33 protein-coding genes and 1 pseudogene are annotated in these 25,566 nt (G+C 26.5%); 29 read left to right on the forward strand and 5 right to left on the reverse strand.

Features of this window, described 5'->3' with window-relative positions:
* Nucleotides 1-32 precede the first annotated feature (32 nt).
* Nucleotides 33-1,559 (reverse strand): recombinase family protein, encoded by a 1,527-nt coding sequence (locus J2Z53_RS06940; RefSeq protein WP_209796722.1) that lies wholly within the window; start codon nucleotides 1,557-1,559, stop codon nucleotides 33-35.
* 140 nt (nucleotides 1,560-1,699) lie between these two features.
* Here J2Z53_RS06940 and J2Z53_RS06945 point away from each other — a divergent pair, with 140 nt between their 5' ends.
* Entirely contained in the window at nucleotides 1,700-1,843 is a 144-nt protein-coding gene (locus tag J2Z53_RS06945) for a hypothetical protein (protein ID WP_209796723.1), read from the forward strand.
* A gap of 54 nt (nucleotides 1,844-1,897) precedes the next feature.
* Here the strand turns inward: J2Z53_RS06945 and J2Z53_RS06950 are convergent, their stop codons facing one another.
* Nucleotides 1,898-3,265 carry an MFS transporter gene (locus tag J2Z53_RS06950; protein WP_209796724.1) on the reverse strand — a complete coding sequence of 456 codons (1,368 nt, stop codon included), beginning with the start codon at nucleotides 3,263-3,265 and terminating at the stop codon, nucleotides 1,898-1,900.
* Nucleotides 3,266-3,643: 378 nt separating this feature from the next.
* Between J2Z53_RS06950 and J2Z53_RS06955 the strand changes: the two are divergent.
* Nucleotides 3,644-4,381, forward strand: a pseudogene (locus J2Z53_RS06955) (NAD(P)/FAD-dependent oxidoreductase); the annotation flags it as partial.
* Here the strand turns inward: J2Z53_RS06955 and J2Z53_RS06960 are convergent.
* The 3 genes from J2Z53_RS06960 to J2Z53_RS06970 form a co-directional block, all read right to left on the reverse strand.
* A complete protein-coding gene (locus J2Z53_RS06960) occupies nucleotides 4,361-6,079 on the reverse strand; it encodes a recombinase family protein (protein WP_209796725.1) in 1,719 nt (572 codons plus the stop codon). The pseudogene J2Z53_RS06955 and the gene J2Z53_RS06960 overlap by 21 nt on opposite strands.
* 105 nt (nucleotides 6,080-6,184) lie before the next feature.
* Nucleotides 6,185-6,649, reverse strand: a complete 465-nt coding sequence (locus J2Z53_RS06965; protein WP_209796726.1) for an ImmA/IrrE family metallo-endopeptidase — start codon at nucleotides 6,647-6,649, stop codon at nucleotides 6,185-6,187.
* A gap of 20 nt (nucleotides 6,650-6,669) precedes the next feature.
* Nucleotides 6,670-7,146, reverse strand: a complete 477-nt coding sequence (locus tag J2Z53_RS06970; protein WP_209796727.1) for a helix-turn-helix domain-containing protein — start codon at nucleotides 7,144-7,146, stop codon at nucleotides 6,670-6,672.
* A 190-nt stretch (nucleotides 7,147-7,336) separates the two neighbouring features.
* Between J2Z53_RS06970 and J2Z53_RS06975 the strand changes: the two genes are divergently transcribed.
* The 27 genes from J2Z53_RS06975 (at nucleotide 7,337) to J2Z53_RS07110 (ending at nucleotide 25,559) form a co-directional block, all read left to right on the forward strand.
* Entirely contained in the window at nucleotides 7,337-7,555 is a 219-nt protein-coding gene (locus J2Z53_RS06975; protein WP_209796728.1) for a hypothetical protein, read from the forward strand.
* Nucleotides 7,556-7,566: 11 nt separating this feature from the next.
* Complete coding sequence (locus J2Z53_RS06980; RefSeq protein WP_209796729.1) at nucleotides 7,567-8,319, forward strand: phage antirepressor; 753 nt, start codon at nucleotides 7,567-7,569, stop codon at nucleotides 8,317-8,319.
* 75 nt (nucleotides 8,320-8,394) lie between these two features.
* Complete coding sequence (locus J2Z53_RS06985; protein ID WP_209796730.1) at nucleotides 8,395-8,553, forward strand: hypothetical protein; 159 nt, start codon at nucleotides 8,395-8,397, stop codon at nucleotides 8,551-8,553.
* Between the two features lie 67 nt (nucleotides 8,554-8,620).
* The gene (locus tag J2Z53_RS06990) at nucleotides 8,621-8,806 is read left to right on the forward strand and encodes a hypothetical protein (protein ID WP_209796731.1); all 186 of its coding nucleotides are present in this window, start codon (nucleotides 8,621-8,623) and stop codon (nucleotides 8,804-8,806) included.
* Nucleotides 8,807-8,819: 13 nt separating this feature from the next.
* Complete coding sequence (locus J2Z53_RS06995; protein ID WP_209796732.1) at nucleotides 8,820-8,975, forward strand: hypothetical protein; 156 nt, start codon at nucleotides 8,820-8,822, stop codon at nucleotides 8,973-8,975.
* Nucleotides 8,976-9,079: 104 nt separating this feature from the next.
* On the forward strand, nucleotides 9,080-9,343 hold the full coding sequence (locus J2Z53_RS07000; protein WP_209796733.1) for a hypothetical protein: 264 nt from the start codon (nucleotides 9,080-9,082) through the stop codon (nucleotides 9,341-9,343).
* Entirely contained in the window at nucleotides 9,343-10,254 is a 912-nt protein-coding gene (locus tag J2Z53_RS07005; RefSeq protein WP_209796734.1) for a YqaJ viral recombinase family nuclease, read from the forward strand. Before J2Z53_RS07000 ends, J2Z53_RS07005 begins: the two co-directional genes overlap by 1 nt.
* Before the next feature lie 2 nt (nucleotides 10,255-10,256).
* The gene (locus J2Z53_RS07010; RefSeq protein ID WP_209796735.1) at nucleotides 10,257-11,087 is read left to right on the forward strand and encodes a recombinase RecT; all 831 of its coding nucleotides are present in this window, start codon (nucleotides 10,257-10,259) and stop codon (nucleotides 11,085-11,087) included.
* Between the two features lie 10 nt (nucleotides 11,088-11,097).
* Nucleotides 11,098-11,859, forward strand: coding sequence for a hypothetical protein (locus J2Z53_RS07015; RefSeq protein ID WP_209796736.1), 762 nt, complete (start codon nucleotides 11,098-11,100; stop codon nucleotides 11,857-11,859).
* 135 nt (nucleotides 11,860-11,994) lie between these two features.
* Nucleotides 11,995-12,201, forward strand: a complete 207-nt coding sequence (locus J2Z53_RS12850) for a hypothetical protein (protein ID WP_234925798.1) — start codon at nucleotides 11,995-11,997, stop codon at nucleotides 12,199-12,201.
* A 14-nt stretch (nucleotides 12,202-12,215) separates the two neighbouring features.
* On the forward strand, nucleotides 12,216-12,611 hold the full coding sequence (locus J2Z53_RS07025) for a replication terminator protein (protein ID WP_209796737.1): 396 nt from the start codon (nucleotides 12,216-12,218) through the stop codon (nucleotides 12,609-12,611).
* A gap of 34 nt (nucleotides 12,612-12,645) precedes the next feature.
* The gene (locus J2Z53_RS07030) at nucleotides 12,646-13,359 is read left to right on the forward strand and encodes a hypothetical protein (RefSeq protein WP_209796738.1); all 714 of its coding nucleotides are present in this window, start codon (nucleotides 12,646-12,648) and stop codon (nucleotides 13,357-13,359) included.
* Nucleotides 13,360-13,441: 82 nt separating this feature from the next.
* Complete coding sequence (locus tag J2Z53_RS07035) at nucleotides 13,442-13,738, forward strand: hypothetical protein (protein WP_209796739.1); 297 nt, start codon at nucleotides 13,442-13,444, stop codon at nucleotides 13,736-13,738.
* A gap of 43 nt (nucleotides 13,739-13,781) precedes the next feature.
* Nucleotides 13,782-14,093, forward strand: coding sequence for a putative PDDEXK endonuclease (locus tag J2Z53_RS07040; RefSeq protein WP_209796740.1), 312 nt, complete (start codon nucleotides 13,782-13,784; stop codon nucleotides 14,091-14,093).
* Between the two features lie 190 nt (nucleotides 14,094-14,283).
* On the forward strand, nucleotides 14,284-14,922 hold the full coding sequence (locus tag J2Z53_RS07045; protein WP_209796741.1) for a hypothetical protein: 639 nt from the start codon (nucleotides 14,284-14,286) through the stop codon (nucleotides 14,920-14,922).
* A 1-nt stretch (nucleotide 14,923) separates the two neighbouring features.
* On the forward strand, nucleotides 14,924-15,247 hold the full coding sequence (locus J2Z53_RS07050; RefSeq protein WP_209796742.1) for a PadR family transcriptional regulator: 324 nt from the start codon (nucleotides 14,924-14,926) through the stop codon (nucleotides 15,245-15,247).
* Between the two features lie 248 nt (nucleotides 15,248-15,495).
* Nucleotides 15,496-16,011, forward strand: coding sequence for a 2'-5' RNA ligase family protein (locus tag J2Z53_RS07055; RefSeq protein ID WP_209796743.1), 516 nt, complete (start codon nucleotides 15,496-15,498; stop codon nucleotides 16,009-16,011).
* Nucleotides 16,012-16,082: 71 nt separating this feature from the next.
* Nucleotides 16,083-16,286 (forward strand): hypothetical protein, encoded by a 204-nt coding sequence (locus tag J2Z53_RS07060; protein WP_209796744.1) that lies wholly within the window; start codon nucleotides 16,083-16,085, stop codon nucleotides 16,284-16,286.
* 103 nt (nucleotides 16,287-16,389) lie between these two features.
* Nucleotides 16,390-16,923: a hypothetical protein gene (locus J2Z53_RS07065; protein ID WP_234925799.1), complete on the forward strand. Its 534-nt coding sequence runs from the start codon at nucleotides 16,390-16,392 to the stop codon at nucleotides 16,921-16,923.
* 486 nt (nucleotides 16,924-17,409) lie between these two features.
* Nucleotides 17,410-18,237 carry a dCTP deaminase gene (locus J2Z53_RS07070; protein WP_209796745.1) on the forward strand — a complete coding sequence of 276 codons (828 nt, stop codon included), beginning with the start codon at nucleotides 17,410-17,412 and terminating at the stop codon, nucleotides 18,235-18,237.
* Between the two features lie 65 nt (nucleotides 18,238-18,302).
* A complete protein-coding gene (locus J2Z53_RS07075; RefSeq protein ID WP_209796746.1) occupies nucleotides 18,303-19,211 on the forward strand; it encodes a terminase small subunit in 909 nt (302 codons plus the stop codon).
* Nucleotides 19,204-20,553 carry a terminase large subunit domain-containing protein gene (locus J2Z53_RS07080; RefSeq protein ID WP_209796812.1) on the forward strand — a complete coding sequence of 450 codons (1,350 nt, stop codon included), beginning with the start codon at nucleotides 19,204-19,206 and terminating at the stop codon, nucleotides 20,551-20,553. The genes J2Z53_RS07075 and J2Z53_RS07080 overlap by 8 nt, the downstream gene beginning before the upstream one ends.
* A 2-nt stretch (nucleotides 20,554-20,555) precedes the next feature.
* Entirely contained in the window at nucleotides 20,556-22,067 is a 1,512-nt protein-coding gene (locus J2Z53_RS07085) for a phage portal protein (RefSeq protein WP_209796747.1), read from the forward strand.
* Nucleotides 22,051-23,631 carry a phage minor capsid protein gene (locus J2Z53_RS12855; protein WP_234925800.1) on the forward strand — a complete coding sequence of 527 codons (1,581 nt, stop codon included), beginning with the start codon at nucleotides 22,051-22,053 and terminating at the stop codon, nucleotides 23,629-23,631. The genes J2Z53_RS07085 and J2Z53_RS12855 overlap by 17 nt, the downstream gene beginning before the upstream one ends.
* Before the next feature lie 6 nt (nucleotides 23,632-23,637).
* Nucleotides 23,638-23,805 carry a CPCC family cysteine-rich protein gene (locus tag J2Z53_RS07100; protein ID WP_209796748.1) on the forward strand — a complete coding sequence of 56 codons (168 nt, stop codon included), beginning with the start codon at nucleotides 23,638-23,640 and terminating at the stop codon, nucleotides 23,803-23,805.
* Nucleotides 23,806-23,975: 170 nt separating this feature from the next.
* A complete protein-coding gene (locus J2Z53_RS07105; RefSeq protein WP_209796749.1) occupies nucleotides 23,976-24,575 on the forward strand; it encodes a phage scaffolding protein in 600 nt (199 codons plus the stop codon).
* A gap of 21 nt (nucleotides 24,576-24,596) precedes the next feature.
* Nucleotides 24,597-25,559 (forward strand): major capsid protein, encoded by a 963-nt coding sequence (locus tag J2Z53_RS07110; RefSeq protein ID WP_209796750.1) that lies wholly within the window; start codon nucleotides 24,597-24,599, stop codon nucleotides 25,557-25,559.
* The last annotated feature ends 7 nt before the right edge of the window (nucleotides 25,560-25,566 follow it).

Here is a 25,566-nt window from a genome sequence, read left to right on the forward strand (position 1 = left end):
TGGTGGTGGATGGTCAGGTGTTGCAACCCAGTTCAAATTATATCATTAAATATTATTTGAACTGAGTTATTACCATCAAATTTAATTTCTTTTATTACTTCTTTTACAAAATTTTGTTTTTCTGTTATTGGTAGTTCATTTAAAATAATTAATATATATTTAAGTTTAGTTTGAAAATAATCTAAAGAATAGTTCTGATTTTTATTTAACATTAAGTTTTTTTCTAAATTCATTATATTTTTATCTATGGTACGATTTTCATCACATATATTATTAATTTTATTATTAATTATTTTTAAAGCATCTCCATTTAAAATAGAAATTTTATTAGTTAAAGAATCTATTTTAGATTTATTTGATTTTAGTTTATTTTTTAAATTTGCTAATTCTTTTTTATAATTATTATTATTTACATTAATATATTTATTTAATAAATTTTTATTTAAAGAGATTTTTATTAAAACATCTAAAACTTTTTCTTCCAAAACAGAGGCTCTAATAGAGCTTGAATTACAATTTATTGATTTATTTTTTTTACCAGAACATTTAAAATAAAAAGACTTATCCCCATTTTTTTTAGTATAACTATAAGTTAAAAACATTTTACTACCACATTTACAGGTAACTAAATGAGCTAAAAAAGAATTATTAGATATTCTAGGTCTACCAATTAAGGCTCGTTTTTTTAAGTTTTCATTTGCTTTTATCCAGGTTAGAGAATCAACGATTCCTTCATGAACACTTACTGATACAAATTTATCAGGAGAATTATATAATTTCTTACCATTTCTTTTTGGTCTTCTTCCATAAGATAAAAATCCTTTCCCATTAATATCACCGTATACTTTATAACCTATATTTTCTAAATAATGTTTAGCCTCTAAATCTGATTTAATATAAGTTGGATTAGCAATTATATTAGAAATTGTTTTACTACTTATATTTAGTTTTTTACCTATTTGATAAGTTGTAAAATTATCACTTGCAAGTTTAAATATTTTTTCTATTATTTCTTTTTTATTCTCTAATAACTTAAGATAAGTAATTTTTTTACCATTTATATATTTACTTTCACTAATATAGCCACTAGGAGGTGTACCACCGCTCCATCTTCCAAGTTTAGCAAGCTCATTCATATTATCTTTAATTCGTTCTCTTATATTTTCTCTCTCCATATCAGCAAAACCTGCAAGAATAGTCATCATCATTCTACCAATAGGAGTAGTAGCATCAAATCCTTCTGTTATACTTACTAATTTAATATTATTTTTTTCTAATTCATTGTATATATTAAAAAAATCAGTTATATTTCTAGCAATTCTATCTATTTTATAAATTCCTATAATATCAAATTTCTTTAGTCTAGAGAATTTCATCATATTTTGAAAGGCAGGTCTATTAGTATTTCCACCACTAAATCCTTCATCAACAAAGATTTCAAAGTTACAATTACTATATTTGTTAGAAAAATAATTTTTACATAAATTTATTTGATTTTTTATACTTTCTCCAGTATCAGTTTCTTTAGACTTCCTTGAATATATAGCAATTTTTTTCATTTTAACCTCCTATTAGTAAAGTTTATTCTATTTTCAATAATTATATTATTAAAAAATTTTAGTCTAAATTAGTAACAAAATATAAAAATAATCATAATATAATTAATATTAAAAGATTTATTTTAGGAGTAATAATATTTATGAAAAGAGAGCTAAATGTTAATTATGTATTTTTAAAAAATACAAATTTAATATTTACAAAAGCATTATTAAATATATATGAAAGAAATAAAGAATATATTGATAAAAGATTTTTAGAATTAAAAAATAAAGAAAATATATAGAACTTATAAAAATAACACCCTACAAAAAATTGTAGGGTGTTATTTTTATAAGTTCTATTCTGTTTTTGCTTCTTCTTCCTTTTCAGGTCTGTTATATTTTTTAGTAAATAATATTAGTAATACTATACTACATAATAAATATACTGTACCTGCTATATAGTAAGCTGTACCATAACCATCAGGAGTTGTAAATAAAACATATCTTCCAAATATTCCAGTCAAAATTCCAACTATAGAATTTGTAACTAAAATAAGAGAATTATATGCTGGAACTAAATTTTTTGGAACAAATGTTAATGGTAAAGAAAGTTCAATTGGACCAGAAGCATTTGCAATTCCAGATCTAAAGAATAGAATAATTCCAATTGCCCAAGAAACGTTAGCACCAAACATAGCACCATGTGGCATTATAAACATTATAGGAACACATAGTATTGTAGCTACTGCTATTGTAACTATTGCTCCTAATTTTTTCTCAAGCCAAGGAGTGCAAAAATATCCTAAAACCATTGCAATTGTTGAGAATGTTATTATTGTTGAAACAACACCTCTACTAATATGTAGAAAATCATTTAAATAAATTGGGAAATAAGGAGTTACAAGTAAAGCACCAAATCTTATAATACTAAATATAACTACCCACATAATGACATATTTATTTGCAAATAGTTTAAAGTCAAACTTTTTCTTAGATTTTCTTTCAGAAATTTCTGCTTCTGTTTCTTGATAGTCTTGAACTTGTTCTTTTAAGAAGAATAAAAAGAATAAAGAAATAATTGTTAAAATAACTGCTATCCATAAAACAAATTTATATGATGAAGTATAAGCTGATAATTGCATAGGATTTAATTCGTTTTGATGTTCAGATAAAAGAGCTGCTTGATCATAGGAAATTTTTAAATTTTTACTAAATTTCCAAACAACTATTTTACCATTAAAAAATGTTAATATAGATTGGCTAATTAAATTACAGTACATTACTCTTGAGAACATAGATGTTCGTTCTTCTATAGGAGTATATGATGTAAACATTAAAGGGTATATACAATCATACATTGCAGCACCTATATTTATAAGAATATTAGCAATTAATATGATTGTTGGATTTTTACTATATATACATGCAAATAATCCTAATAATAAAATTATTGGTGATCCAATAGCTATTTTTTTATAACCAATTTTACTTGTAAATAATAATATAATGGCTATGGCAAATGTTGCTATTGATGCATAAGCTGGAAGGGCTTTAACTACATCTGGAACAGTGATGTTTAAGTAGGAAACGAAAGAATCATTTGTTATTCCTGTTACTGCACCCATAAAAATATAACTTATTATAAAAATAGCACAGTTATATTTCCATCTCTTATCCCAATTTTCATCTTTGCTTGTTATTAAATTTAACAATGTATCGTTCATTAATATTCCTCCTTTGTTTATGTATATGTTTACAATACAATAATAGTATTAATTTCCTTAATAATCCACATTGATAAAAATACATTATTGAATTTTTTTATAATAATATAGATAATTAATTAAAAAAAACTAGTTATTTATCTTAAATAATAAATAAAAGTATATATTAAGATGAATTTTAATAAACTTTGTATTTTAAGTAATAAATTTGAACAAATTAAAAATTAAAATATATTGATTTTTTACCTATAATATGCTTATAAAAAAGATAATTAAAATGAAAAAAAATAATAAATTTAGTAAATTTTTTGTGATATTATATTAATAAAATTTACTAAATTTTAATGTAATTTTAAGTAAGTAGCTGTTGCAGCAGCCATAACTGCAAAAAAAGCAGGAGCTGAAGTATTATTATTTGAAAAGACAGATTTACTTCTTGGACTTGGAAATGTGGGAGGTATAATGAGAAACAATGGAAGATTTACAGCTTCAGAAGAACTTATAGCTTTAGGCGCAGGGGATTTAATAAAAATAACTGATGAAAATTCAAGACATAAAAATATAGATTTTCCAGGACACAAGCATGCAAGCCTTTATGATGTAAATATAATAGAAGGAGCAGTAAAGGAATATTTAAAAGATCTAGGAATAGAAATTTTTATGGAAACTCGTGTTAAAGATGTAGATTTTGATGGTAAGAAAATTAAAGGAATAATTTTAGCAGATGATACTTATATTTCAGGAGATGTATTTGTAGAGACAACTGGATCAACAGGACCTATGGGTAATTGTTTAAGATATGGAAATGGATGTTCAATGTGCATTTTAAGATGCCCAGCTTTTGGTCCAAGAATAAGTGTAAGTGAAAGATGTAATGTTAGAGATATTCAAGGAGAAAGAAATGGTGATGAACTTGGTGCCTTTTCAGGATCTTGTAAGCTTACAAAGGAAAGTTTATCAAAAGATTTAAGGGAAGAGTTAGATAAAAATGGAGTAGTAATATTAAAAATTCCTAAGGAAGATATTAATTATGATAAATTAAATAGTAAAGTATGTCAGCAATATGCATTGAGAGAGTTTGCTGAAAATATAATATTACTTGATACTGGACATGCCGTGTACGTAAAAGGACAACTTTTCAAGCTGCCTTTTACAACTACTATCTAAATTTAAAGGACTTATCTTTTCAATAGATCCAACAAAATTAATTTTTATTTTATATTTATTATCATCTTCTTTATAATAATAAATACTATCTATTAATGCATTTATTATTTGTTTTTGTTCTTCATGACTAATTTTATCAATAAAGGAACATTTATTCAATAAAGATTCTATAAAAGATATTTCTAGTGATGAATTTTCTATTTTAATTTTTTCTTTATTTAAAGTTTCTATTTTATTTTCTATATCAATACATTCCTTCTTTAAGATAGAAATTTTCTCAAATAATATATCTGTTAAGAGATTTTTGTCATCATGAGAAAGTTTATCTACTAAAATATTAATTTGTTGTTTTTTATCTTCTAATGACTTATTTAAAGAAAGTAGTTCTATAGATTTATTAGCTTCTTTTTTATATTTTATTTTCACAGAATTTATAAACTCTTTTTTATTATAGCTTAAATCTTTTAAGGCTTTTAAAACTAAAGATTCTATTTCAGATAACTTTACATTATCAATACTACATAAAGCTTTTCTTGATTTTTTCTTTAAGGAGCATACATAATAAAATAACTTTTCTCCAGTTTTAACTGATGTCTTTCCATGTTGTATAATCATACGGCTACCACAATTTCCACAATATAATTTTCCAACTAAAAGAGCATTATGAGTTTTACCTAATCTAGGAAATGTAGATTTATTTTTATCAAATTGTAATTGAACTTTAAGCCAAAGTTTATCATCTAAATATCCAATTACATTACTTACAGAAGCAATACGTTCAGATATATCTTTATTTGCTTTAGTAAGTTTACCTTTCTTGACTATACTTTCAGTTTTATTATAAGTTAATAGAGAGTGAATATTATCTGGTTCACCATATATGGTCCAGTTATTATTTTTAAGATAAGTAGTCACGTTTTCTGTTGATTTAACATATATAGGATTTTGTAAAATGATTTTCAATGTACTTTTTTCAAATAACTTTCCACTATGAGATCTTATGTTATTTTCATGAGTATATACTTCTAATTTATGAAGGCTACCAAGCTCTAAATATTTTTCATATAAAAATTTAACAAACTCAATTTCTTTTTCATCATGCTCTAATATAGTTTGTTGTCTTTTAACTCCATTATCATCTAAGTAAAATGTTTTTTTAGATTTAAATCCTACTGGTATTTTACCACCTGTCCACTTACCATTCTTAGCCATCTCAAGCATATTATCTTTAATACGTTCAGCTATAGTTTCTCTTTCTAATTGAGCGAATACAGAAGCAATATAGATCATAGCTCTACCCATAGGAGTTGAAGTATCAAATTGTTCTTTTATAGAAATAAAATCAACTTTATATTCTTGTAAAGTATCAAGAACAGAAGAGAAGTCAGAAACATTTCTACTGATTCTATCTAATCTATAGCAAATTAATAAATTTATTTTTTTATGTTTAATATCGTTCATTAATTGTTTAAATTGAGGTCTATTTATATTTCCACCACTAAAGCCTTCATCTTCATATATAATGAATTCAACATCTTTAGAAATAAAGTTCTTAACATGCTCTTTGCACATTTCTATTTGATTTTCTATTGAATCACCTTTACCAGTAAACTTTGATTTCCTTGAATATATAGCTACCTTTTTCAAATTAATCCCTCCTTATAAAATTATATTGTAAAGTATTAGAATTTATTTACGAATATATGTTCTTATATATTTAAAAAATAAACAGTTAAATAATTAACTGCTATTTTATAAAGCTTTACCAATAAATAGATTTGGTATGAAATAAATTAAATAATTATCTATTTGATACATAACTCCATATTTATTTCTATAGTAGTCAATAGCTTCTTGTAAATATTCTTCTGTAACTCCTAGATATTCAGCTATTTCAAATCGTCCAACGCATCCATCTTTGAAAGCTTCGATTAAGCCAATTAAACCAACATTTCTATCATAACCATACCGTCTAGCTACAATTTCTTGTTTTTTATTTTCTATTTTATCTTGATCAGATATATCACCATAATTTAATTTATAATGACCAAATTCCTCAGCTAATATGCAATATTTATCTTTTACATTCATTCTACTATTCAATATAATTACATTATTTATACATTTACCACATGGGGCATCAATTCCTAAGTCTATTTCGAGAATTTCAACTCCCTGTTTATTTACTTCATTTAATAAATTTTCATATTTAGTCATATGCATACCAATCCAATCAATTATTTTCTTTTATTTAAAAATTCATTGATTTTTTTATTCATAATATCTTTTTCTTCATCAGTTAAGTTATCATCATGACAAGCAACTAAATAAGGTTCAAAATCTTCTGTTTCATTTGTAGCAGAAATGTCATTATTTATAGAACTAAATTTAGGATTATCTATTAAATCTTTTGTATAGGTAAATACTTTCTTTTTACCTAGATCATTTAGTTTTCTTAAATCTTCTAAATGTTGCTGTTCTTCTTCTGAATAGTTATTAATATTTTTAGATATATTTTCTAATGGTTCAAATGTTTTTACATCAATATTTAAAACATCACATATTTTAATTATTCTATCAACTGCCATTCCACCAATACCTTTATCTAATGCACTTGTTAAAGTTGTGCTTGGAATTTCTACTATTTTAGAAAATTCACGAATACTATTATATTTACTTAAAATTATATGTTTAAGTTTTTCCGTTTTATTCATAATTAAAGAACTCCTTTCTTTCTGTAAATAAATAATAACATTCTATACACGAAATATCAAGAAAAATAAACGAAATATCGTATGAAAATAAATAAAATCATAAAAAAATAAAAAAAATAATTGACTTAAAACGAAATTTAGTTTAATATGAACTCAACGAACGAAATAACGTTCAGAAGGAGGTGGTTAAATGTATTGTAATTTAGAAGCAGAAATTGCTAGAAAAAAAATTAAAAAGCCTATAATAGCTTCAGCTATAGGAAGAACATACAACACTTTAAATCTTAAGATAGCTGGCAAATATCCTTTCACTTATGATGAGGCATTAATAATTCAAGAAAAATTTTTCCCAGAAGTTGATTTTAAGGAGTTATTTAAAAAAACAGAATTGCAAACAAATGCTAGTTAGGAGGATAAACAATGAATAATTTAATTATTTTAGAAGAAAGAGAAGTATTAGGAAAAGATTTTAAAATTTATGGAACAAAAGAAAATCCATTATTTTTAGCAAAAGATGTTGCTAATTGGATTGAACATAGTAGAGCATCAGAAATGTTAAAGAGTATTGATGAAGAAGAAAAGCTGATGCAAACAATCTTTGCATCAGGTCAAAATAGAGAAATGTGGTTTTTAACAGAAGATGGACTTTATGAGGTATTAATGCAAAGCAGAAAACCAATAGCAAAACAATTCAAAAAAGAAGTTAAAAAAATACTTAAGCAAATAAGAAAGACAGGTGGTTATATTCCTTTAGAAGATGAAATGGATGACGAAGAGTTTATGGCGAGAGCTTTAGAAGTTGCACATAGAACTTTAAAAAAGAAAGAAGAACTTTTGAAAACTAAGACAAAAGAACTTGAAGAAAAAAATAGATTCTTAAATCAAATATCAGCAAGTTCAAATTCTATTTTAGTTAGAGATGTAGCACATTTAGTAACTAAGCAAAATATAAAAATTGGAGAAAAGAGGCTTTGGAACAAACTTAGGGAATGGGGTCTTATTCAAAAAGGTTCAACTAAACCAATGCAAAGAGCTTTAGAGCAAGGACTATTTGAAAAATCAGAGTTTATAATTCAGAGAAGTCATGGAGTAGAAACTAAATATACAACTAGGGTAACTGGTAAAGGGCAAGTTTATATAATAAATAAGCTTATTAAAGAAATTAATTCATAAGCAAGATAAATATTAATAGTAACCAAAATGGTTATTAATCATAAAATATATAGAAAAAATTTTAGGTGTGATTTTATGGCAAAGAAAATTTATGAAGTTGAACTAAACTTCCCTAAGGATATGGACGAGCTTGAAAAGAAAATGTCAGAGGTTTTAGCAGATGTAGTATATAAAAAGTTTGGATCAGAAGGAAGTATGAGAATAGTTGAAGGACTAGAAAAAAACTTAGATTAGAAAGTGATGTGGAGTAATCCACTAAACACTTTATTAACATAACTAAAAGTAAGTTAAGGAGGTAGTAATGAAAATAATAAAATATTTAATTTTATTAGTGGTTATATCCTTGCAACTAACAACATTCTGTTTAGCAGCTAGTAAGTTTATTTTAACTAATAAAAGGAAAGAGAAATTAGAGTTTTTAATAATGGCTCTAAGTGGATTAGTAGGATTTATATTATTTACTAATCCAGTAATGTATTTAATTTAAGGAGGGATTAAAAATGTTTAGGAGTGTATTTGAATATGACTTAGCTTTAGTAACTAATATTCTTAAAGATAAAAATGTAAGTTATGACAAAAGAAGTGAGGTTTTACAGGAATTTTGTGAAATGTATATTAATTTTGATAGTTCAAAATTAGATAAATATTTATTTTAGGAGGAATGAAGATGTTAAAGAGATTTTTAAGAAACTTATTTAGTTCTAATAAAACTAAATATAGAAATCATTTCAAAGAAGTTCTTAGAATGGGGGATTAATTAATGGGTACTATAAACACAATACTAGATAAGGTTGTTCCAAGGGTACAAGCTAGAGAAGGCAAGGATAAACCTTTAATAGATATCATTAAAGAAGAGTTAGAAAAAGAAAAGGATCTATCTGAAACCGACCAAAGTAAACAGATAGATCCAAGCAAAAATAATCTTAATAATATATTACCATCAGGAGTGGATTTAGACAATGGGCAAGTATTTTCAGAAGAAACAGGAGATACATTAGGAGAAATTGAGGAGGTACTAAAGTAATGGAAAATAAATTGGAGTGGTTACAAGAAAGACAAAAAGGAATAGGAGGTTCAGATGTAGGAGCAATCCTTGGATTAAATAAATATAAAACAGCTTTTGAGGTTTATTTAGAAAAAACAGAACCTATTTTAGAAGTAAAGGAGCAAAGTGAATCAGCATACTGGGGAGATCAATTTGAAGAAGTAGTTGCTAAGGAATTTGAAAAGCGAACAGGAAAGAAAGTAAGAAGAGATAAAAGGCATTTTCAACATAAAGATTATCCATTTATGGTTGCAAATATAGATAGAAAAGTTGTAGGAGAAAATTCAGTACTTGAATGTAAAACAGCTAATCAATTTTTATCAAAAGATTGGGAAGAGGAAGAAATACCAGCTAGTTATTTAGTGCAAGTTCAACATTATTTAGCAGTTACAGGAGCAGAAAAAGGTTATATAGCAGTTCTAATAGGTGGTCAAAAGTTTGTATGGAAAGAGGTTGAACGTGATGAAGAATTAATAAATATGATTATTGATTCAGAAAGAAACTTTTGGAAGTTAGTAGAGAATGGAACACCACCAGAACTTGATGGATCAAGTGCAGCTGAAAAGTGGGTTAATGAAAAATTTAAAGAAGTAAATAAGGAATTAGCAGTTCAATTTGATTCAACTTGGAAAGAAAAATTAGATAAATTACAAGATTTAAAAGAAAATAAAAAAGTTATTGAAGCAGATATTAAAGAAATAGAAAACCAGTTAAAAAATACCTTAGGACATTCAGAGGTTGGGATAGCTCCAGGTTATTCAATAAATTGGAAAGAAGTATTAACTAGTAGAATAGATTCTAAAAAATTAAAGTCAGAATTTAGAGATATTTATGATAAATGTTTAAAAGAAACTAAGAGTAGAAGATTAACAATTAAGGAGGAAAAATAATTATGGCAACAACATCAACTTTAAAAAATCAATTATCTCAAAGAAAGGAAACTAAAGGCGGATTATCTTTAAGTTCATATTTAGATACTCCTAAAATAAAACAAAGATTTGAAGAAGTTTTAGGAAAGAAAGCACCACAATTTTGCAGTAGTTTATTAACTTTATATAACAATGATGATTTATTAAAAAAATGTAATCCACAAACTTTAGTCCCAGAGGCCATGAAAGCAGCAACATTAGATTTACCAATAGAAAAGAATCTAGGATATGCTTGGATAGTTCCATATAAGGGACAAGCTCAATTTCAAATAGGATATAAAGGATATATTCAATTAGCTCTAAGAAGTGCTCAATACAAACATATTAATGCAGTTCCTATAAGAGAAGGAGAATTAATAGATTGGAATCCATTAACAGAAGAAATTCAAATAGATTTTAATAAAAGAAAATCAGAACAAATAATAGGTTATGCAGGATATTTTGAATTAATAAATGGATTTAAAAAAACAGTTTATTGGAGTAAGGAAGAAATTGAAACTCACAAGAGGAAATTTAGTAAATCAGATTTTGGATGGAAAAATAATTATGATGCTATGGCTCTAAAAACTGTATTAAGAAATATGTTAGGTAAATGGGGAATTCTTAGTGTAGATATGCAACAAGCTTATTCTATGGACGAAGTTCAATATGAAGATAAGTTAATAAATGATATTTCTGAAAAAGAAATAAATACAGAAGATACTAATGTTGTAAATGCGGATTATACAGTTGATGAAGAAAATGAAACAGTTATAAATGGTCAAATTAATTTTGAAGGAACACCATTAGAGTAGGAGAAGCATTATGGATAATCAAGGGTGGATAAAAGATTATAGAAAAGAAATGGATAGTGATATTTGGGTTATGCCACCCTTGTATTTAAAGGTGTGGCAATACCTAAAATATATGGTAAATCATAAGAAAAATGAAATACCTATGACTGATGGCAGTAAAGAAATTATAGAAAGAGGACAACATTTAACAAGCTATAGAGGAATAGCGAAAGGCGTTTCTTATTATGAAGGAAGAACATATAAAGAACCAAGTGCAAGAATGATTAAAAAAATTTTAGAATGGCTTGAAAAAAATAATATGATTTCAATAACACATGGAAGGGGTAACAGGCAATATACTAAGATAACACTAGTAAATTACTCACTTTATCAAGCTGAAAATAACGAAGGGGTAACAGTAAGTAAACAGCTAGTAAACAGTGAGGAAACACAGAGGAAACACTTAGTAAACAGTGAGGAAACAGATGGTAAACAGACCGTGCATATAAACAAGAATGATAAGAATGATATAAGAATGAATAAGAATGAGGAAGAAGGAAAAGAAAGAGAAGAATTACCTAAACTTGAACCTCTTTCTTTCCCAACTCCATCCTGTCAAAAAATTTATAAGTTGATAGGAGAGAATGGATATAGGTTTTTTATTAATGCAGATATAAAAGAAAATGATAATACTATATCAATAAAAACTAAGAGCAATGTAGATAAATCTATAATAGCTCAATATATACCGAGAATAGATTGGCAACTAGACAAAAGAATTGAGGTGATTTGATGGATCCACAAGAAATAATGGACAAATTAAATGATTGCATTATAGCTTTAGGAAAAGGAAATATACAATATAAGACTTTAGCATTACAAAAAAAATAAAGCTGAAAAAGAATATAGAGTTTCTTTAGCTAAAAAAATGCTTAGATTGAGAGCAGAAGGTTATCCAGTTAGTCTTATAAATGATTTATCAAGAGGTGATGAAGAAGTATCAGAATTACGATTAAAGAGAGATATATCAAATAGTAGTTTTTATGCATGTAAAAATTCAATAGATGCTTTAAAATCTGAAATTGAAATATATAGATCATTACTTACATGGCTTAGGGAAGAATATAAAAATTAATAGGAGGAATAGAAATGGAAAACATGATTAATTTAGAAAAATTTGCAGAAGGTGCATTAGCAGAAAAGATGAATGGAGCTTTAAAAGAAGTTTTAGAAAATATACAGGATCCTAATACTGATTTTAAGCTAAAAAGAAAACTTACTTTAGAAATGACTTTTGTAAGTGGAGAAGATAGAGAATTAGCTGAGGTTAGTATGATAGCGAAAACTAAACTAGCACCTAATAAACCGATTGCAACAAAAATTGTTATTGGAACAGATGGCAAGGGTGGAGTTTTAGCAAGTGAATATAAAAAGCAAGTACCAGGACAAAGTGCCATGAGAGTAAATGAAGAAACAGGGGAAATACTTACAACAGCAGAAGAAAAAGAAACAATAAACTTAGAAGGGATTAAATTAGTTAAATAATAAAATTTATATAAATTGAAAGGTGGAAAATAAAATGATGAACAAAGAAGCAATGGAGTATTTAGTGAACTTAGGAGAAAATGATGATCCAATAATTCAATTAGCACAAGGAACATATTCAAGGGTTGGTTTAAGTAGAATTACAGAACCAGTAGCAAATACTCTTACAGTATCAACACTTACAGGTTTAGTTGATTATATAAAAGGAAATGTAGATAAATTAAAAGGTGAGTTACTTATACAAGTAAAATCACAAGATGAAGTAAGATTATATAGTCCTTTAAATGAGGATAAGGAAAGAGAGCTTTATATCAAAGCAGAGGCTATATTACCTAATAATGTTCGTTATGACCAATTTATAGATACAGAAAGATTTAATATAATGCTTCAAAGTAGCTTTGTAGATGCAGGAGATAAAAAGGCATTATTACAATATACAGGTTTAGTACAAGATGAAAATGTTAAGAGTATAGGTGATGATGGAGTAAGTCAACAAGTGACAGTTAAAACAGGTGTAGCAAGTGTAGGACAGGCTATAGTTCCTAATCCAGTAAGTTTAGCACCATATAGAACATTCCCAGAAGTTGAACAACCAATAAGCAAGTTTATTTTTAGAATGAAAGAAGGTCCAAGTGCAGCAATATATGAAGCTGATGGAGGAGCTTGGAGAAATGAAGCTATTAAAAATATAAAAGAGTATTTAGAAGAACAGTTAAAAGAAGTTAAAAATATTAAAATAATAGCTTAATAACAGGGATTATAGGCATATGAGGGTACAGTTTTACCACTGTATTCTCATATGAAAATCATTTGATAAAGGAAGCGAGGATATGAAATTAAAGATAGGAGATAATATAAAATTACTATGCAAAAATGGGATAGGAAACAATAGATATATAGCAGAATATGAAGGTAAGATTGAAAATATATATAAAAATTATATTTTATTGGATCTAGAAAACTATAAAACATGTGTTGGAATAGCAGATATTATTAAACCATCACAGAATGTTCTACAACTTATAAAAAATAAGAATAGGATTAACGTAACTAAGGATATGTTGCCTAATAATGTGGTTAATATAGAACATCTAGAATCAAATAGAGCATTTCAAACGTGTAAATAATAATGATATTTTTAATTTTATTCTAGTTTAAAGGAGAATTTTAATGACTAATAGCAAAAACAAAGGTGCAAGAGGTGAAAGAGAGTTATCCTCTAAATTAAAGGAATATGGATATAATACAAGGCGTGGACAACAGTATTGTGGAGCTAATGGTGATGCAGATGTTGTTGGATTACCAGGTATTCATATTGAATGTAAGAGAGTTGAGAAACTTAATATATATAATGCAATAAGCCAAGCTAAGGCTGATGCTAAGAAAGATGAGTTACCTACTGTATTTCATAGGAAAGATAGAAGTGAATGGCTTGTGACAATGACTTTAGAAGATTGGATGAAGTTGTATAAAAATAATTAAAATAAAATGTTCTTTGAAAATTGAATAATGCGGTATTATAAAAATATTGTTTTGAAAAGATTTTGTGAATTTATTTTTTAAATAATAAAAAAATAAGTAATTAAACTTTTTTATAGGAGCTTTACAAAAACACTATAATGCTATACAATATAGCAGTAAGTTGTATAGCAAGGTAGGTGTGTAAGTAGTTATGGAAAGAATAAGAAAAGATAAGTATTGTTTAAACGGCGAATATTATGAGGCACTTGAAATAATAAATTCTAGATTAGGATTTGTTGTTCCAAAAAGCTTTAGAAAAGAAGTGTATATTGATTTATTGGAGCTTCTTTTTAGAAATCAAAGTTTAGGAAAACCTCTAAATAAGGCTCTAGGGAAAAGTCTTGATGATTTTATTGATGATTTAGTAGAAACATATTATTTAACATTAGGAAAAGGAAAATTTATTAATTATTTTTTGCAGAATGGTTTTTTATGTTCTTTTTCATGTATTATATTTTATATTATTAATTCATATTTTGATAATAGTAATATATTACCATATTCATTTGCGGCATTAATTATGGGAATGGTAGGGTTTATAGGTGGAATAATTCGTGTTTATACAAATTATAAATGCTTATATAAATTTACTGGATATAAAAAACACTTATTTCAAGTTTTTTTAATGTTATGGCCATTATATTTTGTGATATTTGGAGATAATTATATATTTAATTTAACTAAAAATATAATTATATCTAAAAATGTAGTTTGGAGTATTGTAATTGTAGAAGCTATAATATATTTAGTATTAGCTTTATTATTTAGATATGAAGGAAAGAGAGACTAATATGGCAGTTAATTCACAGTTATTAAAGGGATTAATGGATAAAGTGATATTAAAAATTATTAATGAAGAAGAGACTTATGGATATGAAATATATATAAAACTTCAAAAGTTAGGATTTATAGATTTTGCTGAAGGATCGCTATATCCACTTTTACTAAGATTAGAGAAAAAAGGATTAATTAAAGGAATAAAAAGAAAATCACAAATAGGTCCAGACAGAAAATATTATTCTTTGACTGAAGAAGGAATAAAGGAAATGAATGATTTCAAAGAAAATTGGGATAAAATAAATGCAGCTATAGAAAAACTATGGAATAATGGATAGTAAATTTTTCGATATCAAAGTCATTTGGCAAATTTAATATACTACGTAAATGACGTACTTAAATACCGTATTATTCAAAATGAATATACGGTATTTTTTATTTCAATATTAAGAAATTATCAATAATTGATATAAATAATAACCTTTTTAGAAAAGTTGCTCTTTGAAAATTGAATAATACGGTATTATAAAAATATGTTATAATTATATCATTATACATAAATAGTAATTTGTGGAGGGGATTTAAAATGAATACAAGAACTATTATGATTTTTCCCGAATTTGAAAATATTGATATTATTAATAATATACATAAGAAATATGATCCTTTAGCAGATTTAGTATTGCCACATATTACTTTAGTTTTTCCTTTTGATAGTGAATTTACTAATGAGGAAATTAATTTATATTTAAAAGAGTGTTTAAGTGATATAAAACCATTTAAAGTTCAACTACAGGGATTTAGTAAACAACAAGATAAATATGGAAATTATTTATTTTTAAATGTAGTTCAAGGTATGGATGTAATTAAAAACATTCATGATATTCTATATAAAGATAAACTAAAACAATTTGATTTAGGCTATGATTATATTCCTCATATGACAGTTGGTAAATTACCTTCTATTGAATTACTTGATAAAGCATTTGATGATGTAAGTAAATGTAATACTAAATTTAGTACTATTGTCAAAAAGATATCAGTTGAAATTATTGGGGAGCATGAAGAATCAATTATTATAATAGAGCATGAATTAAATTGAAAAATTCCAATTTGACGATTAGTTAATATTTTAAATCAAATGATAAATTATAATAGGGGGAGATTATAAAGATGTTTAAAAATAGAAAAACTTTACGTGGTATTGTACTAGCTGTATTGTTAATTTGTACAGCGTTTTTAGTATATTCCATTGTAACAAATCCACTTGGCAAACATAATATAATGTTGGCACTTGCCGTTTCAGCAGGTTTTATTGCATTGGAGGATGATAAAGCTAAAAAACATAAATCTAAGCTTACTAAACAGATTAAATAACTACTTTTAAAAATTATAAGATAAAAAATATTAACTATTTAAATACCGTATTATTCAAAAATGAATATGCGGTATTTTTTATTGAAAAATTAGAGGTGATAAAGTGATAGATAAAGAAACATTTAAGAAAACAGAAGGAAAGTTATATAGATATTATAAGAGTAAAAAGAAAATAGAGAGTTTTAGAGCTAAAATAGACCTATTACAAAATGATATAAAAGTAATAAATAATAGAATTAAAAATATAGATTTTACAATACCAGTTGAAAGTAAAAGTATAGGATTTGATGAAAGAGTTCAAACATCATCAGATGGAATAAGCTATGCAGAAAGATCTATGATTCAAATTATAGATAGATTAGAAAGAGAGATAGTAGATAATACAAAGGAGATAGAAAGATTAGAAGAGCTTATTAGAAAAATAAATAAGGATAATAAGATAATAGAGGTAAATATTAAATGGTTAGGAAAAGAACAATTAAATTATTTAGAGTGTAAATATAAAGATGAATTAAAAAATTGGGAAATAGCTAATAAATTAAATGTAAGTGAAGTTACTTGTACTAGGATAAGAAATAAATTAATTGAAGATGTATCAAAGTGGGAAGATAGTTTATTAATGCAAGGAATAAATTGAGTGAAATTTTTTGAAAGTTTTTTGAAATAAAATGATAAATCATAATTAAAAAGTTATGAGATAATGAGTATGTGGACAGGTTGAAGATGATGTTCATTTCGTGAAGCCTCCTTATGTTTTAGATTTAGCAGGGAGTAAGCTCCCTGCAATGTGGAAGGAATAGTATTATAAAGGTGCAATTCCTTTACCTTCCTCTCATAAATTCTCATAACCCTTTTATACCATAATTAAATAAAGACTACTGATAGGGATTATAAAGTGCTATTAGTAAGTTTACTAAAGAATCTAGTTTAGGCTAGGTTCTTTTTTATTAGTGAATCAATCTGAAAAATTTCATTAATACAAAAAAATAAAAGATAAATAATCAAAATTAATAAAAAATAATAACATATTAAAAAATTTATAAATATAATAGGAATTATAATAATTGCATATTTAATATAAAAAGTGATATAGTTGAATAAGAGAGATTGGGAGGAAAAAGATATGATACTTATTGATAAACAAATAAAGAAATTAATTAAAGATAAAGAATTAATTATAGACGGATATGATGAAAATAATGTTGGAGCAATCTCTTATGATTTAACAATAGATAAAATTATTATACCTGATTCAAAAAATAAAGAGATAAATAGTTATGATATGGCACCTAATGAAACTGTATATATTAGGACAAAAGAAAAATTAAAAATCCCTTATAATTTAATGGGAACAATTGCAGAAAAAAATTCAGTTATGAGAATGGGCTTAGAAGTTAGTGGACCTCGATATCAGCCAGGGCATGAAACATATTCATTTTTGAGGATTCATAATATTTCACATAATATTATAGTATTAAAAGAAGGTAAAAAAATTGCACAAATAATATTTGAACAGCTAGATGGAAACCCTGAAGTACCATACAATAAAAATAAAAATGCATCTTTTAATAATGAAGTTAAGTATTTAGGCTTTGGTAAATACAAAGATGAATATTCAAAGGATATTGTTAGGTACAATAAAGTTAAAGAAAATCTAGAAAATAAAGAATCACAAATATATGCTAATATATTAACCTTCATGGGAATATTTGTAGCAATTTTTTCTATTTTGACTCTTAATTATGATGGGTTCATAAAAAAAGAATTTCCAATAGACTATATAATAAAATTAAATTTATCAGTAGGATTTGTTATTACTCTTTTTATGGGTTTAATATTAATTTTTATTAATAAAAGAAAAGCAAAAATGTATAAGTTTTTTGTAGCTACCTTTATAATTATTTTAATTATTTTATTAGGAATTAATATATATTGGGTTTTTAAAAAATAATAGGAAAATTTTGAGCTCTTAATAGAGCTCTTTTTATATGTTAATAATTTAAGTGAGGTGGTGATATGGCCAGAGTAAGAAGTCCGAACAGAGATAAAGCATTTAAAATATATAAGAATAGTAATGGTGATATAAAATTAAAAGATATAGCCAAGGAATTAGATGTAAGAGATTCTCAAATTAGAAAGTGGAAATCACAAGATAGATGGGATGATAAATTAAAAGCAGCGTTACCAATAAATAAAGGTAACGTTACTAATAAAAAGAAGAATAAAACCAATATAAAAAAAGAAAGCAGAGAGCCTGTTGCAGAAGAAGTAAAAGAAGTATTAGAAAATGCTGAACTTACTGATAAGCAAAGGCTTTTTTGTATTTATTATATAAAGTATTTTAATGCTACTAAGGCGTATCAGAAGGCTTATAATTCTAGCTATATAGTTGCTAATTCAGAAGGATATAAACTCCTTGTAAATCCTTGTATAAAATCTGAAATAGAAAAGCTTAAGAAACATAAGCTTAATCAAGTAATGTTAAGTGAAGAAGATATATTTCAGAGATACATTGATATAGCTTTTAGTGACATAGGAGATTATTTATCTTTTAAAAAGGTTCGTAAGAATAGATGGACTAAGAATAGTGATGGTGAAGATATTCCAGTTATTAATCTGGATACAGGAGAACAAGATTATTTTGAATATAATGTAGTAGAACTTAATGATAGTAAAGATTTAGATACAAGCATATTACAAGAAGTATCAGAGGGAAAAGATGGAGTTAAGATTAAACTTCAAGATAAAATTAAAGCACTCCAATGGTTAGGAGATCATATTGGAATAGCTACAGATAAACAAAGAGCAGAAATTGAAATATTAAAATCAAGAATAATTAAAGATAATTCTAATAAAGATAATATTAATTCAACAGCTAAACTAGATTCTATATTAAATCAATTAGAGGATGAAGATAATGAGTGATGAATATAAATTATCATCAAAATATAAAGCATTTTTAAAACATAATGCACCAGTAGAATTTCTTGAAGGCACAACAGCAGCAGGAAAAACAACAGTAGGAATACTTAAGTTTATGTTGAAGGTTGCTAAGTCAAATAAGAAAATGCATGTTATAGCATCTAAGACAACAGGGGTTGCAGAGAAAAATATAATACAAAAAGAATATGGTATTACTGATGTATTTGGAGATTTAGTTAAATATAATGGTAATGGTGATAAGGATAATAAAATACCTCATATTCTGTATCATACACCTTCAGGAGATAAAGTAATATATATTTTAGGTTATGATAATGCAGATAAATGGAAGATGGCTCTAGGTTCTCAATTTGGTTGTGTACTTATAGATGAGATTAATACAGCAAGCATTGAGTTTGTAAGAGAAATATGTACAAGAAATGATTATCTTATGGCAACACTTAATCCAGATGATCCTAGCTTACCTATTTATTCAGAGTTTATTAATTGTAGTAGACCATTAGAAAAATATAAAAGTGATGTTCCAAAAGAAATAATGGAGCAATTAAATTCAGAACCAAAGCCTAACTGGACTTACTGGTTCTTTTCTTTTTATGATAATGCATCTTTAAGTGATGAAGATATAGAGAAGAAAAAGACTAGTGCTCCTAAAGGTACTAAGTTATATAAGAATAAGATATTAGGTCTTAGGGGTAGAGCAACAGGATTAATATTCTCTAACTTTGAAAGAAAGAATAATGTTATATCTAAAGAAAAAGCTAAAGGAATGAAGTTTGTTCAATTTACAGCAGGACTTGATACTGCATATTCTCAAAATAGTCCAGATACATTTTCATTTACTTTCTTAGGTATTACAGATAAGAAAGAGTTAGTAATGCTAGATGAAGAAGTATATAACAATAAAGATTTAGAAATACCTTTAGCACCTAGTGATATAGCTCCTAAATATTTTAAGTTTTTAGAGAAGAATAGAAAAGATTGGGGATTTGCTAGAGATGTATTTATAGATTGTGCTGACCAAGCAACAATAACAGAGCTTAAGAAGTTTAAAAGAACTAACGCTTGTATGTATAACTTTATTAACTCTTATAAGAAGGTAGCTATATTAGATAGAATACATTTAATGCTAGGTTGGATAAATGTTAATGGTAAGATATTTTATTATGTTGTAGATACTTGCAAAGAGCATATAAGAGAATTAGAGTGTTACAGTTGGAAAGAAGATAAGTATGAACCAGAAGATTCAAATGACCATACAATTAACTCTAGTCAGTATGCATGGATACCATTTAGAAAAATGATAGGAGATTACGAGGAGGAATAGAAATGGGGTGGATTAAGAGTATGTTGACTAATGCAGCTATAAAGTTATTAGATATACAACCTGCTATATCTAAGCCTGTAATTATAAAAGAGCCTTTATCTTTTGAAGGCAATGTTATGAAAAACAGAATGTGGTATAGAGGTGATCCATCAGAATTAGACCAATTTTTTAAGGGTACTGTAATGGATCAAGTAAGTAGGAGTAGATTTTGGGCAGCAGTTCCAAGTGATAAATTAAATATAAGAAAAATGCATTCAGGATTGCCAGCAATAATAGTTGAAACTTTAGCTGATATTGTTGTAAGTGATATAAGTAATATATCAATTGAAGATAAAGAAGCATTTAAATTATGGGAAGATATAAGTATTGATAATAAGTTTTATAAGTTGTTAAAAAAATCGTTAGTAGAAGCACTTGTTACTGGTGATGGAGCATATAAGATAACTATTGATACCGATATTACTCCATACCCTATCTTAGAGTTTTATTCTGGAGAAAGAGTAGATTATACAATAAAAAGGGGTAGACTACAGGAAGTATTATTTTATACTGATTATTCTATTAGAAATAATAATTATAGATTAATAGAAACATTTGGGAAAGGATATATAAGAAATAAACTTATAGATCAAAAAGGTTCAGAAGTACCTTTAAATACTATTCCAGAGTTATCAGAATTAAAAGATGTAACTTATAATAGTAAATTTATAATGGCAGTACCCTTAAAGTTTTTTGAATCTCAAAAGTGGAGTAATAGAGGTAAATCATTATTTGATAATAAATCAGATGCATTTGATAGTTTAGATGAAGTAATATCACAATGGATAGATGCCATAAGAAGTGGTAGAGTACAAAAATATATACCAGAGGATTTACTACCTAAAGATTTTCAAGGACAAATTATGGAGCCTAATCCTTTTGATAATCAATTTATAAAGATTGGGACAAGTTTAGCAGAAGATGCAAAAAATGAAATAAATATGGTACAGCCAGAAATACGTTATGAAGCTTTTATAGAAAGTTATGCTAAAGCACTAGATATGTGTTTACAAGGTATAATAAGTCCTGCAACATTAGGAATAGATTTAAAGAAGCTGGATAATGCTGAAGCTCAAAGAGAAAAAGAAAAAACTACTTTGTATACCAGAAAAAAGATAGTAGATGAATTACAAGAAGTTATTCCAGAACTTATAAATAAATTACTTAAAGTTAATTGTATATTAAACAATAATAAACTTATTGATGATTTAGATATTACCATAGATTTTGGAGAATATGCTTCACCATCATTTGATGATAAGGTAGAAACTGTAGGTAAGGCTAAAACTTATGGAGTAATGTCTATAGAGCAATGTATTGAAGAAATGTATGGAGATACATGGACACATGAAGAAAAGGAAGAAGAGATTAAAAGGATAAAGGAACAGAATGGTTATCTTGAAGCTGATGAACCTAAGTCAGTAGATGATGAAGATTTAAATTCAGAGGTTGATGAAGATGGACAAGAAGAATAATCCATCAAAATTAAAAGATATTCTAAATAAGCTAAATATAAAGAAAATTAAAGATAATGCTAAAAAGGAAAGAGATAAGTCATATGATATTAGAAAGATATTCGAGCAGATGGAGCTTGATTTAATTTCTAGTATGCATAGGGCTTTTTATTTTCATAAAAAACAGCAAGAAGATGAAGGCTTTAATTGGGAACAATGGCAAAGAACTAAACTTAGAGAGTTAGAAAAATATAGGAAAAGAAATAAAAAGATAGTTGAAAGTTATAATAAACCTATTGAAGAAGCTATAGAAAGAGAAATACAAGGTAATTTTACAAATGGCCAAGATAATGTAGAAAAACTCATAGATAAGGTTAAGGTGCAATTCCCAGATGATATAAAAGAAACTCAAACAGTTAAAGGATATATAGCAAATGAGTTAGGAAAAGAGAGTGTACCTTCTAAAGAAACTAATTTTTTTGGTATTAATGAAAAGAAACTTAATGCATTACAAGAAGTAGTAACAAACGACTTAAAGAAAGCCCAATATTCAGTTCTTAGAAAGATGGATGATGTATATAGACAAACTATATTTAAAACTCATATGTATTTACAGAGTGGAACTAAGACAATTAATCAAGCTATAGATATGGCTACTAAGGATTTCTTAGACAAAGGTATAAATAGTATAGTATATAAAGATGGCAAGAGAGTTAATATTGCTAGTTATGCAGAAATGTGTTTAAGAACAGCAAGTCAAAGAGCTACATTCTTAGGAGAAGGTAAAAAGCGTGATGAATATGGAATACATTTAGTAGTTGTAAGTGCACATTCTAATACTTGTAAGATGTGTGAGCCTTGGCAAGGTAAAATACTTATTGATGATGTATTTAGTCATGGAACTAAAGAAGATGGAGAATATACACTACTTAGTAAAGCTATAACAGAAGGTTTATTACATCCTAACTGTAGGCATACATTAGTAACATACTTTCCAGGTATAACTAGAATGCCAGTAGTTCCAGATGGTAAAGAAGCTATTAAACTATATGAAGCAGAACAAAAGCAAAGATACTATGAAAGACAACTTAGAAAGTGGAAGAGAATAGAAGTTGGTTCAGTTGATGCTAAAAATGTAAATGATGCATCAAAAAGAATTAAAGATATAAAAATTCAATTAAATAAATTGTTACAAGATAATAGACAGTTAAGAAGGTCACATGTAAGAGAAATAAACAGTGATATTATTGAAAAAGTTGGTAGAAATGATAAACTTAATAGTAGAAGGTGGTTAAAAGCTAATTTCTCAACTCAAAAGAAATTTGATAAGCATATAGAAAAACATTTATCAGAATATGGGTATATAACTCCAGAAGAATATTTAAATATATCTAGAGATTTACTAGCAGCTTCATTAAGTGAAGATGTAGAAGGTTTTATTAGCAAAGATGGATTTACATTTAAATATAGGAAAAGTACAAATGATTTTGCTGTAGGAAGAGCAGATGGAAAGATATCAACTGTATTTAAACCTAAAGAGGGTTATGATTATTGGTTAGAACAAATAAAAGAATATAAGGAGTGATGAAAAGTGAAATGTCCAGTTTGTAATAAGGAAGTAGATATGTTTGATATCTGTGATAATTGCAACTATCAAAATAGTGGACCAAATGAAAAGTTAGATGGCCCAGCAGGACCTAATAAAATGACATTAAGAGAAGCAAGGGAAGCATATAAAAATGGTAAAGAAATAAAATAAGAGCACTTACTTAGATAAAGAGTAGGTGCTTTTATTATGATTAAAAATAATAAAAAAGAGAGTAATTAATTATAAGTCTTAGAAATAAGGCTTTTTTATTTTGCCCAAAACTTGCCTAAGGCGTTAAAAGGTGCATGAAATTATTAATATTTAAGAAAGGATTGATTAATATGGCAAATTTAAAAGAGATATTAGGTGATAGTTTTAATAGCTTACCAGAAGATATTAAAAGTAAATACAAAAATATTGATTTAGTTGATAGTGCTAATTATATTGAAAAATCTAAATTTGATGAGGTTTCACAGTCTAAAAAGCAATTAGAAAAGGACATTAAAGATAGAAATAAACAATTAGAAGATTTGAAAAAATCAACTGGTGATAATGAAGAACTTAAAAAGCAAATTGAACAACTTCAATCTGATAATAAAAAGAAAGATGAAGATCATCAAGCAGAGCTTAAGGATTTAAAATTAACTAATGCTATTAAATTAGCTATATCTGGAAAAGCACAAGACACTGATTTAGTGGCAGGGTTAATTGATAAAACAAAATTAATATTAAGCGAAGATGGAAAAATTACAGGACTTGATGAACAGGTTAAGAGTTTAGAAGAAAATAAAGCTTTTTTATTTAAGAGTGAAGAAAAAAACAATAATAATCCATTACCAGGTTTTAGAGTTGGTAATGATGGAAATCAAAAACATAATGATCCAGGTATTAGTATGAGAGATGCTATAGCATCACATATTCAATCACAAATACAAAAATAATTTAAAGGGAGATGATTTTATATGCCAGTAACATTAGCAGAGGCAAAATTAAATGTACAAGATGCATTACAAATGGGAGTAATTGATGAATTTAGAAAATCAAATTGGATTTTAGATCATTTAACATTTGATGATGCAGTTTCACCAACAGGTGGTGGGGCAACACTTACTTATTCATATACTAGATTAAAAACACAACCAACAGCTGCATTTAGAGATATTAATACAGAATATTCACCAAGTGAAGTTACTAAGGAAAGACATTCAGTAGATATAAAGATATTTGGTGGTAGCTATCAAATTGATAGAGTTATAGCCAATATGGGTGGAATTATTTCAGAAATAGAATTACAACAAGCTCAAAAAATTAAAGCAGCTCAAGCTTTATTTAATGATACATTTATAAATGGAGATAGTGCTACAGATAGTAAGGCCTTTGATGGACTAGAAAAAGCTCTAAAAGGTTCATCTACTGAATATAATGCGAGTGGAGATAGTATAATTGATTTATCAACTTCTAAAGCTGTAACAGATAATTATGTTGCTTTTTTAGATATGTTAGATGAATTTTTAACTACATTAGATGGAACACCATCATTCATAGCGGGGAACACAAAACTTATATCTAAATTAAGAGCATGTGCAAGAAGAGCTAGTATGTATCAAGTAACAAAAAATGATTGGGGACAACAAGTAGAATCTTATGGAAATATACCATTTGTGGATTTAGGTACAAAGCCAGGAAGTAATGAAGATGTAGTTAAAACTGATTCTTCAAAAGGAACAACTTCATTATATGTTGCAAGATTAGGTTTAGATGGATTACATGGAGTATCTATGGCTGGAGTATCACCAGTACAAACATGGTTGCCTGATTTTAAAACAGCAGGAGCAGTAAAAACAGGTGAGGTTGAAATGAATGCAGCCATAGCATTAAAAGCTAGTAAAGCAGCAGGGGTATTTAGAAATATAAAAGTTAAATAGGAGGTAT

The organism is Clostridium moniliforme (genome assembly GCF_017873235.1).
GTDB classification, from domain to species: domain Bacteria; phylum Bacillota; class Clostridia; order Clostridiales; family Clostridiaceae; genus Clostridium; species Clostridium moniliforme.

Excerpts from the sequence above, each read along its gene's own strand:
- J2Z53_RS06940 (WP_209796722.1), bottom strand. The coding sequence starts at position 1,559 with ATGAAAAAAATTGCTATATATTCAAGGAAGTCTAAAGAAACTGATACT.
- J2Z53_RS06945 (WP_209796723.1), top strand. The coding sequence starts at position 1,700 with ATGAAAAGAGAGCTAAATGTTAATTATGTATTTTTAAAAAATACAAAT.
- J2Z53_RS06950 (WP_209796724.1), bottom strand. The coding sequence starts at position 3,265 with ATGAACGATACATTGTTAAATTTAATAACAAGCAAAGATGAAAATTGG.
- J2Z53_RS06965 (WP_209796726.1), bottom strand. The coding sequence starts at position 6,649 with ATGACTAAATATGAAAATTTATTAAATGAAGTAAATAAACAGGGAGTT.
- J2Z53_RS06970 (WP_209796727.1), bottom strand. The coding sequence starts at position 7,146 with ATGAATAAAACGGAAAAACTTAAACATATAATTTTAAGTAAATATAAT.
- J2Z53_RS06975 (WP_209796728.1), top strand. The coding sequence starts at position 7,337 with ATGTATTGTAATTTAGAAGCAGAAATTGCTAGAAAAAAAATTAAAAAG.
- J2Z53_RS06980 (WP_209796729.1), top strand. The coding sequence starts at position 7,567 with ATGAATAATTTAATTATTTTAGAAGAAAGAGAAGTATTAGGAAAAGAT.
- J2Z53_RS06985 (WP_209796730.1), top strand. The coding sequence starts at position 8,395 with ATGGCAAAGAAAATTTATGAAGTTGAACTAAACTTCCCTAAGGATATG.
- J2Z53_RS06990 (WP_209796731.1), top strand. The coding sequence starts at position 8,621 with ATGAAAATAATAAAATATTTAATTTTATTAGTGGTTATATCCTTGCAA.
- J2Z53_RS06995 (WP_209796732.1), top strand. The coding sequence starts at position 8,820 with ATGTTTAGGAGTGTATTTGAATATGACTTAGCTTTAGTAACTAATATT.
- J2Z53_RS07000 (WP_209796733.1), top strand. The coding sequence starts at position 9,080 with ATGGGTACTATAAACACAATACTAGATAAGGTTGTTCCAAGGGTACAA.
- J2Z53_RS07005 (WP_209796734.1), top strand. The coding sequence starts at position 9,343 with ATGGAAAATAAATTGGAGTGGTTACAAGAAAGACAAAAAGGAATAGGA.
- J2Z53_RS07010 (WP_209796735.1), top strand. The coding sequence starts at position 10,257 with ATGGCAACAACATCAACTTTAAAAAATCAATTATCTCAAAGAAAGGAA.
- J2Z53_RS07015 (WP_209796736.1), top strand. The coding sequence starts at position 11,098 with ATGGATAATCAAGGGTGGATAAAAGATTATAGAAAAGAAATGGATAGT.
- J2Z53_RS12850 (WP_234925798.1), top strand. The coding sequence starts at position 11,995 with ATGCTTAGATTGAGAGCAGAAGGTTATCCAGTTAGTCTTATAAATGAT.
- J2Z53_RS07025 (WP_209796737.1), top strand. The coding sequence starts at position 12,216 with ATGGAAAACATGATTAATTTAGAAAAATTTGCAGAAGGTGCATTAGCA.
- J2Z53_RS07030 (WP_209796738.1), top strand. The coding sequence starts at position 12,646 with ATGATGAACAAAGAAGCAATGGAGTATTTAGTGAACTTAGGAGAAAAT.
- J2Z53_RS07035 (WP_209796739.1), top strand. The coding sequence starts at position 13,442 with ATGAAATTAAAGATAGGAGATAATATAAAATTACTATGCAAAAATGGG.
- J2Z53_RS07040 (WP_209796740.1), top strand. The coding sequence starts at position 13,782 with ATGACTAATAGCAAAAACAAAGGTGCAAGAGGTGAAAGAGAGTTATCC.
- J2Z53_RS07045 (WP_209796741.1), top strand. The coding sequence starts at position 14,284 with ATGGAAAGAATAAGAAAAGATAAGTATTGTTTAAACGGCGAATATTAT.
- J2Z53_RS07050 (WP_209796742.1), top strand. The coding sequence starts at position 14,924 with ATGGCAGTTAATTCACAGTTATTAAAGGGATTAATGGATAAAGTGATA.
- J2Z53_RS07055 (WP_209796743.1), top strand. The coding sequence starts at position 15,496 with ATGAATACAAGAACTATTATGATTTTTCCCGAATTTGAAAATATTGAT.
- J2Z53_RS07060 (WP_209796744.1), top strand. The coding sequence starts at position 16,083 with ATGTTTAAAAATAGAAAAACTTTACGTGGTATTGTACTAGCTGTATTG.
- J2Z53_RS07070 (WP_209796745.1), top strand. The coding sequence starts at position 17,410 with ATGATACTTATTGATAAACAAATAAAGAAATTAATTAAAGATAAAGAA.
- J2Z53_RS07075 (WP_209796746.1), top strand. The coding sequence starts at position 18,303 with ATGGCCAGAGTAAGAAGTCCGAACAGAGATAAAGCATTTAAAATATAT.
- J2Z53_RS07080 (WP_209796812.1), top strand. The coding sequence starts at position 19,204 with ATGAGTGATGAATATAAATTATCATCAAAATATAAAGCATTTTTAAAA.
- J2Z53_RS07085 (WP_209796747.1), top strand. The coding sequence starts at position 20,556 with ATGGGGTGGATTAAGAGTATGTTGACTAATGCAGCTATAAAGTTATTA.
- J2Z53_RS12855 (WP_234925800.1), top strand. The coding sequence starts at position 22,051 with ATGGACAAGAAGAATAATCCATCAAAATTAAAAGATATTCTAAATAAG.
- J2Z53_RS07105 (WP_209796749.1), top strand. The coding sequence starts at position 23,976 with ATGGCAAATTTAAAAGAGATATTAGGTGATAGTTTTAATAGCTTACCA.
- J2Z53_RS07110 (WP_209796750.1), top strand. The coding sequence starts at position 24,597 with ATGCCAGTAACATTAGCAGAGGCAAAATTAAATGTACAAGATGCATTA.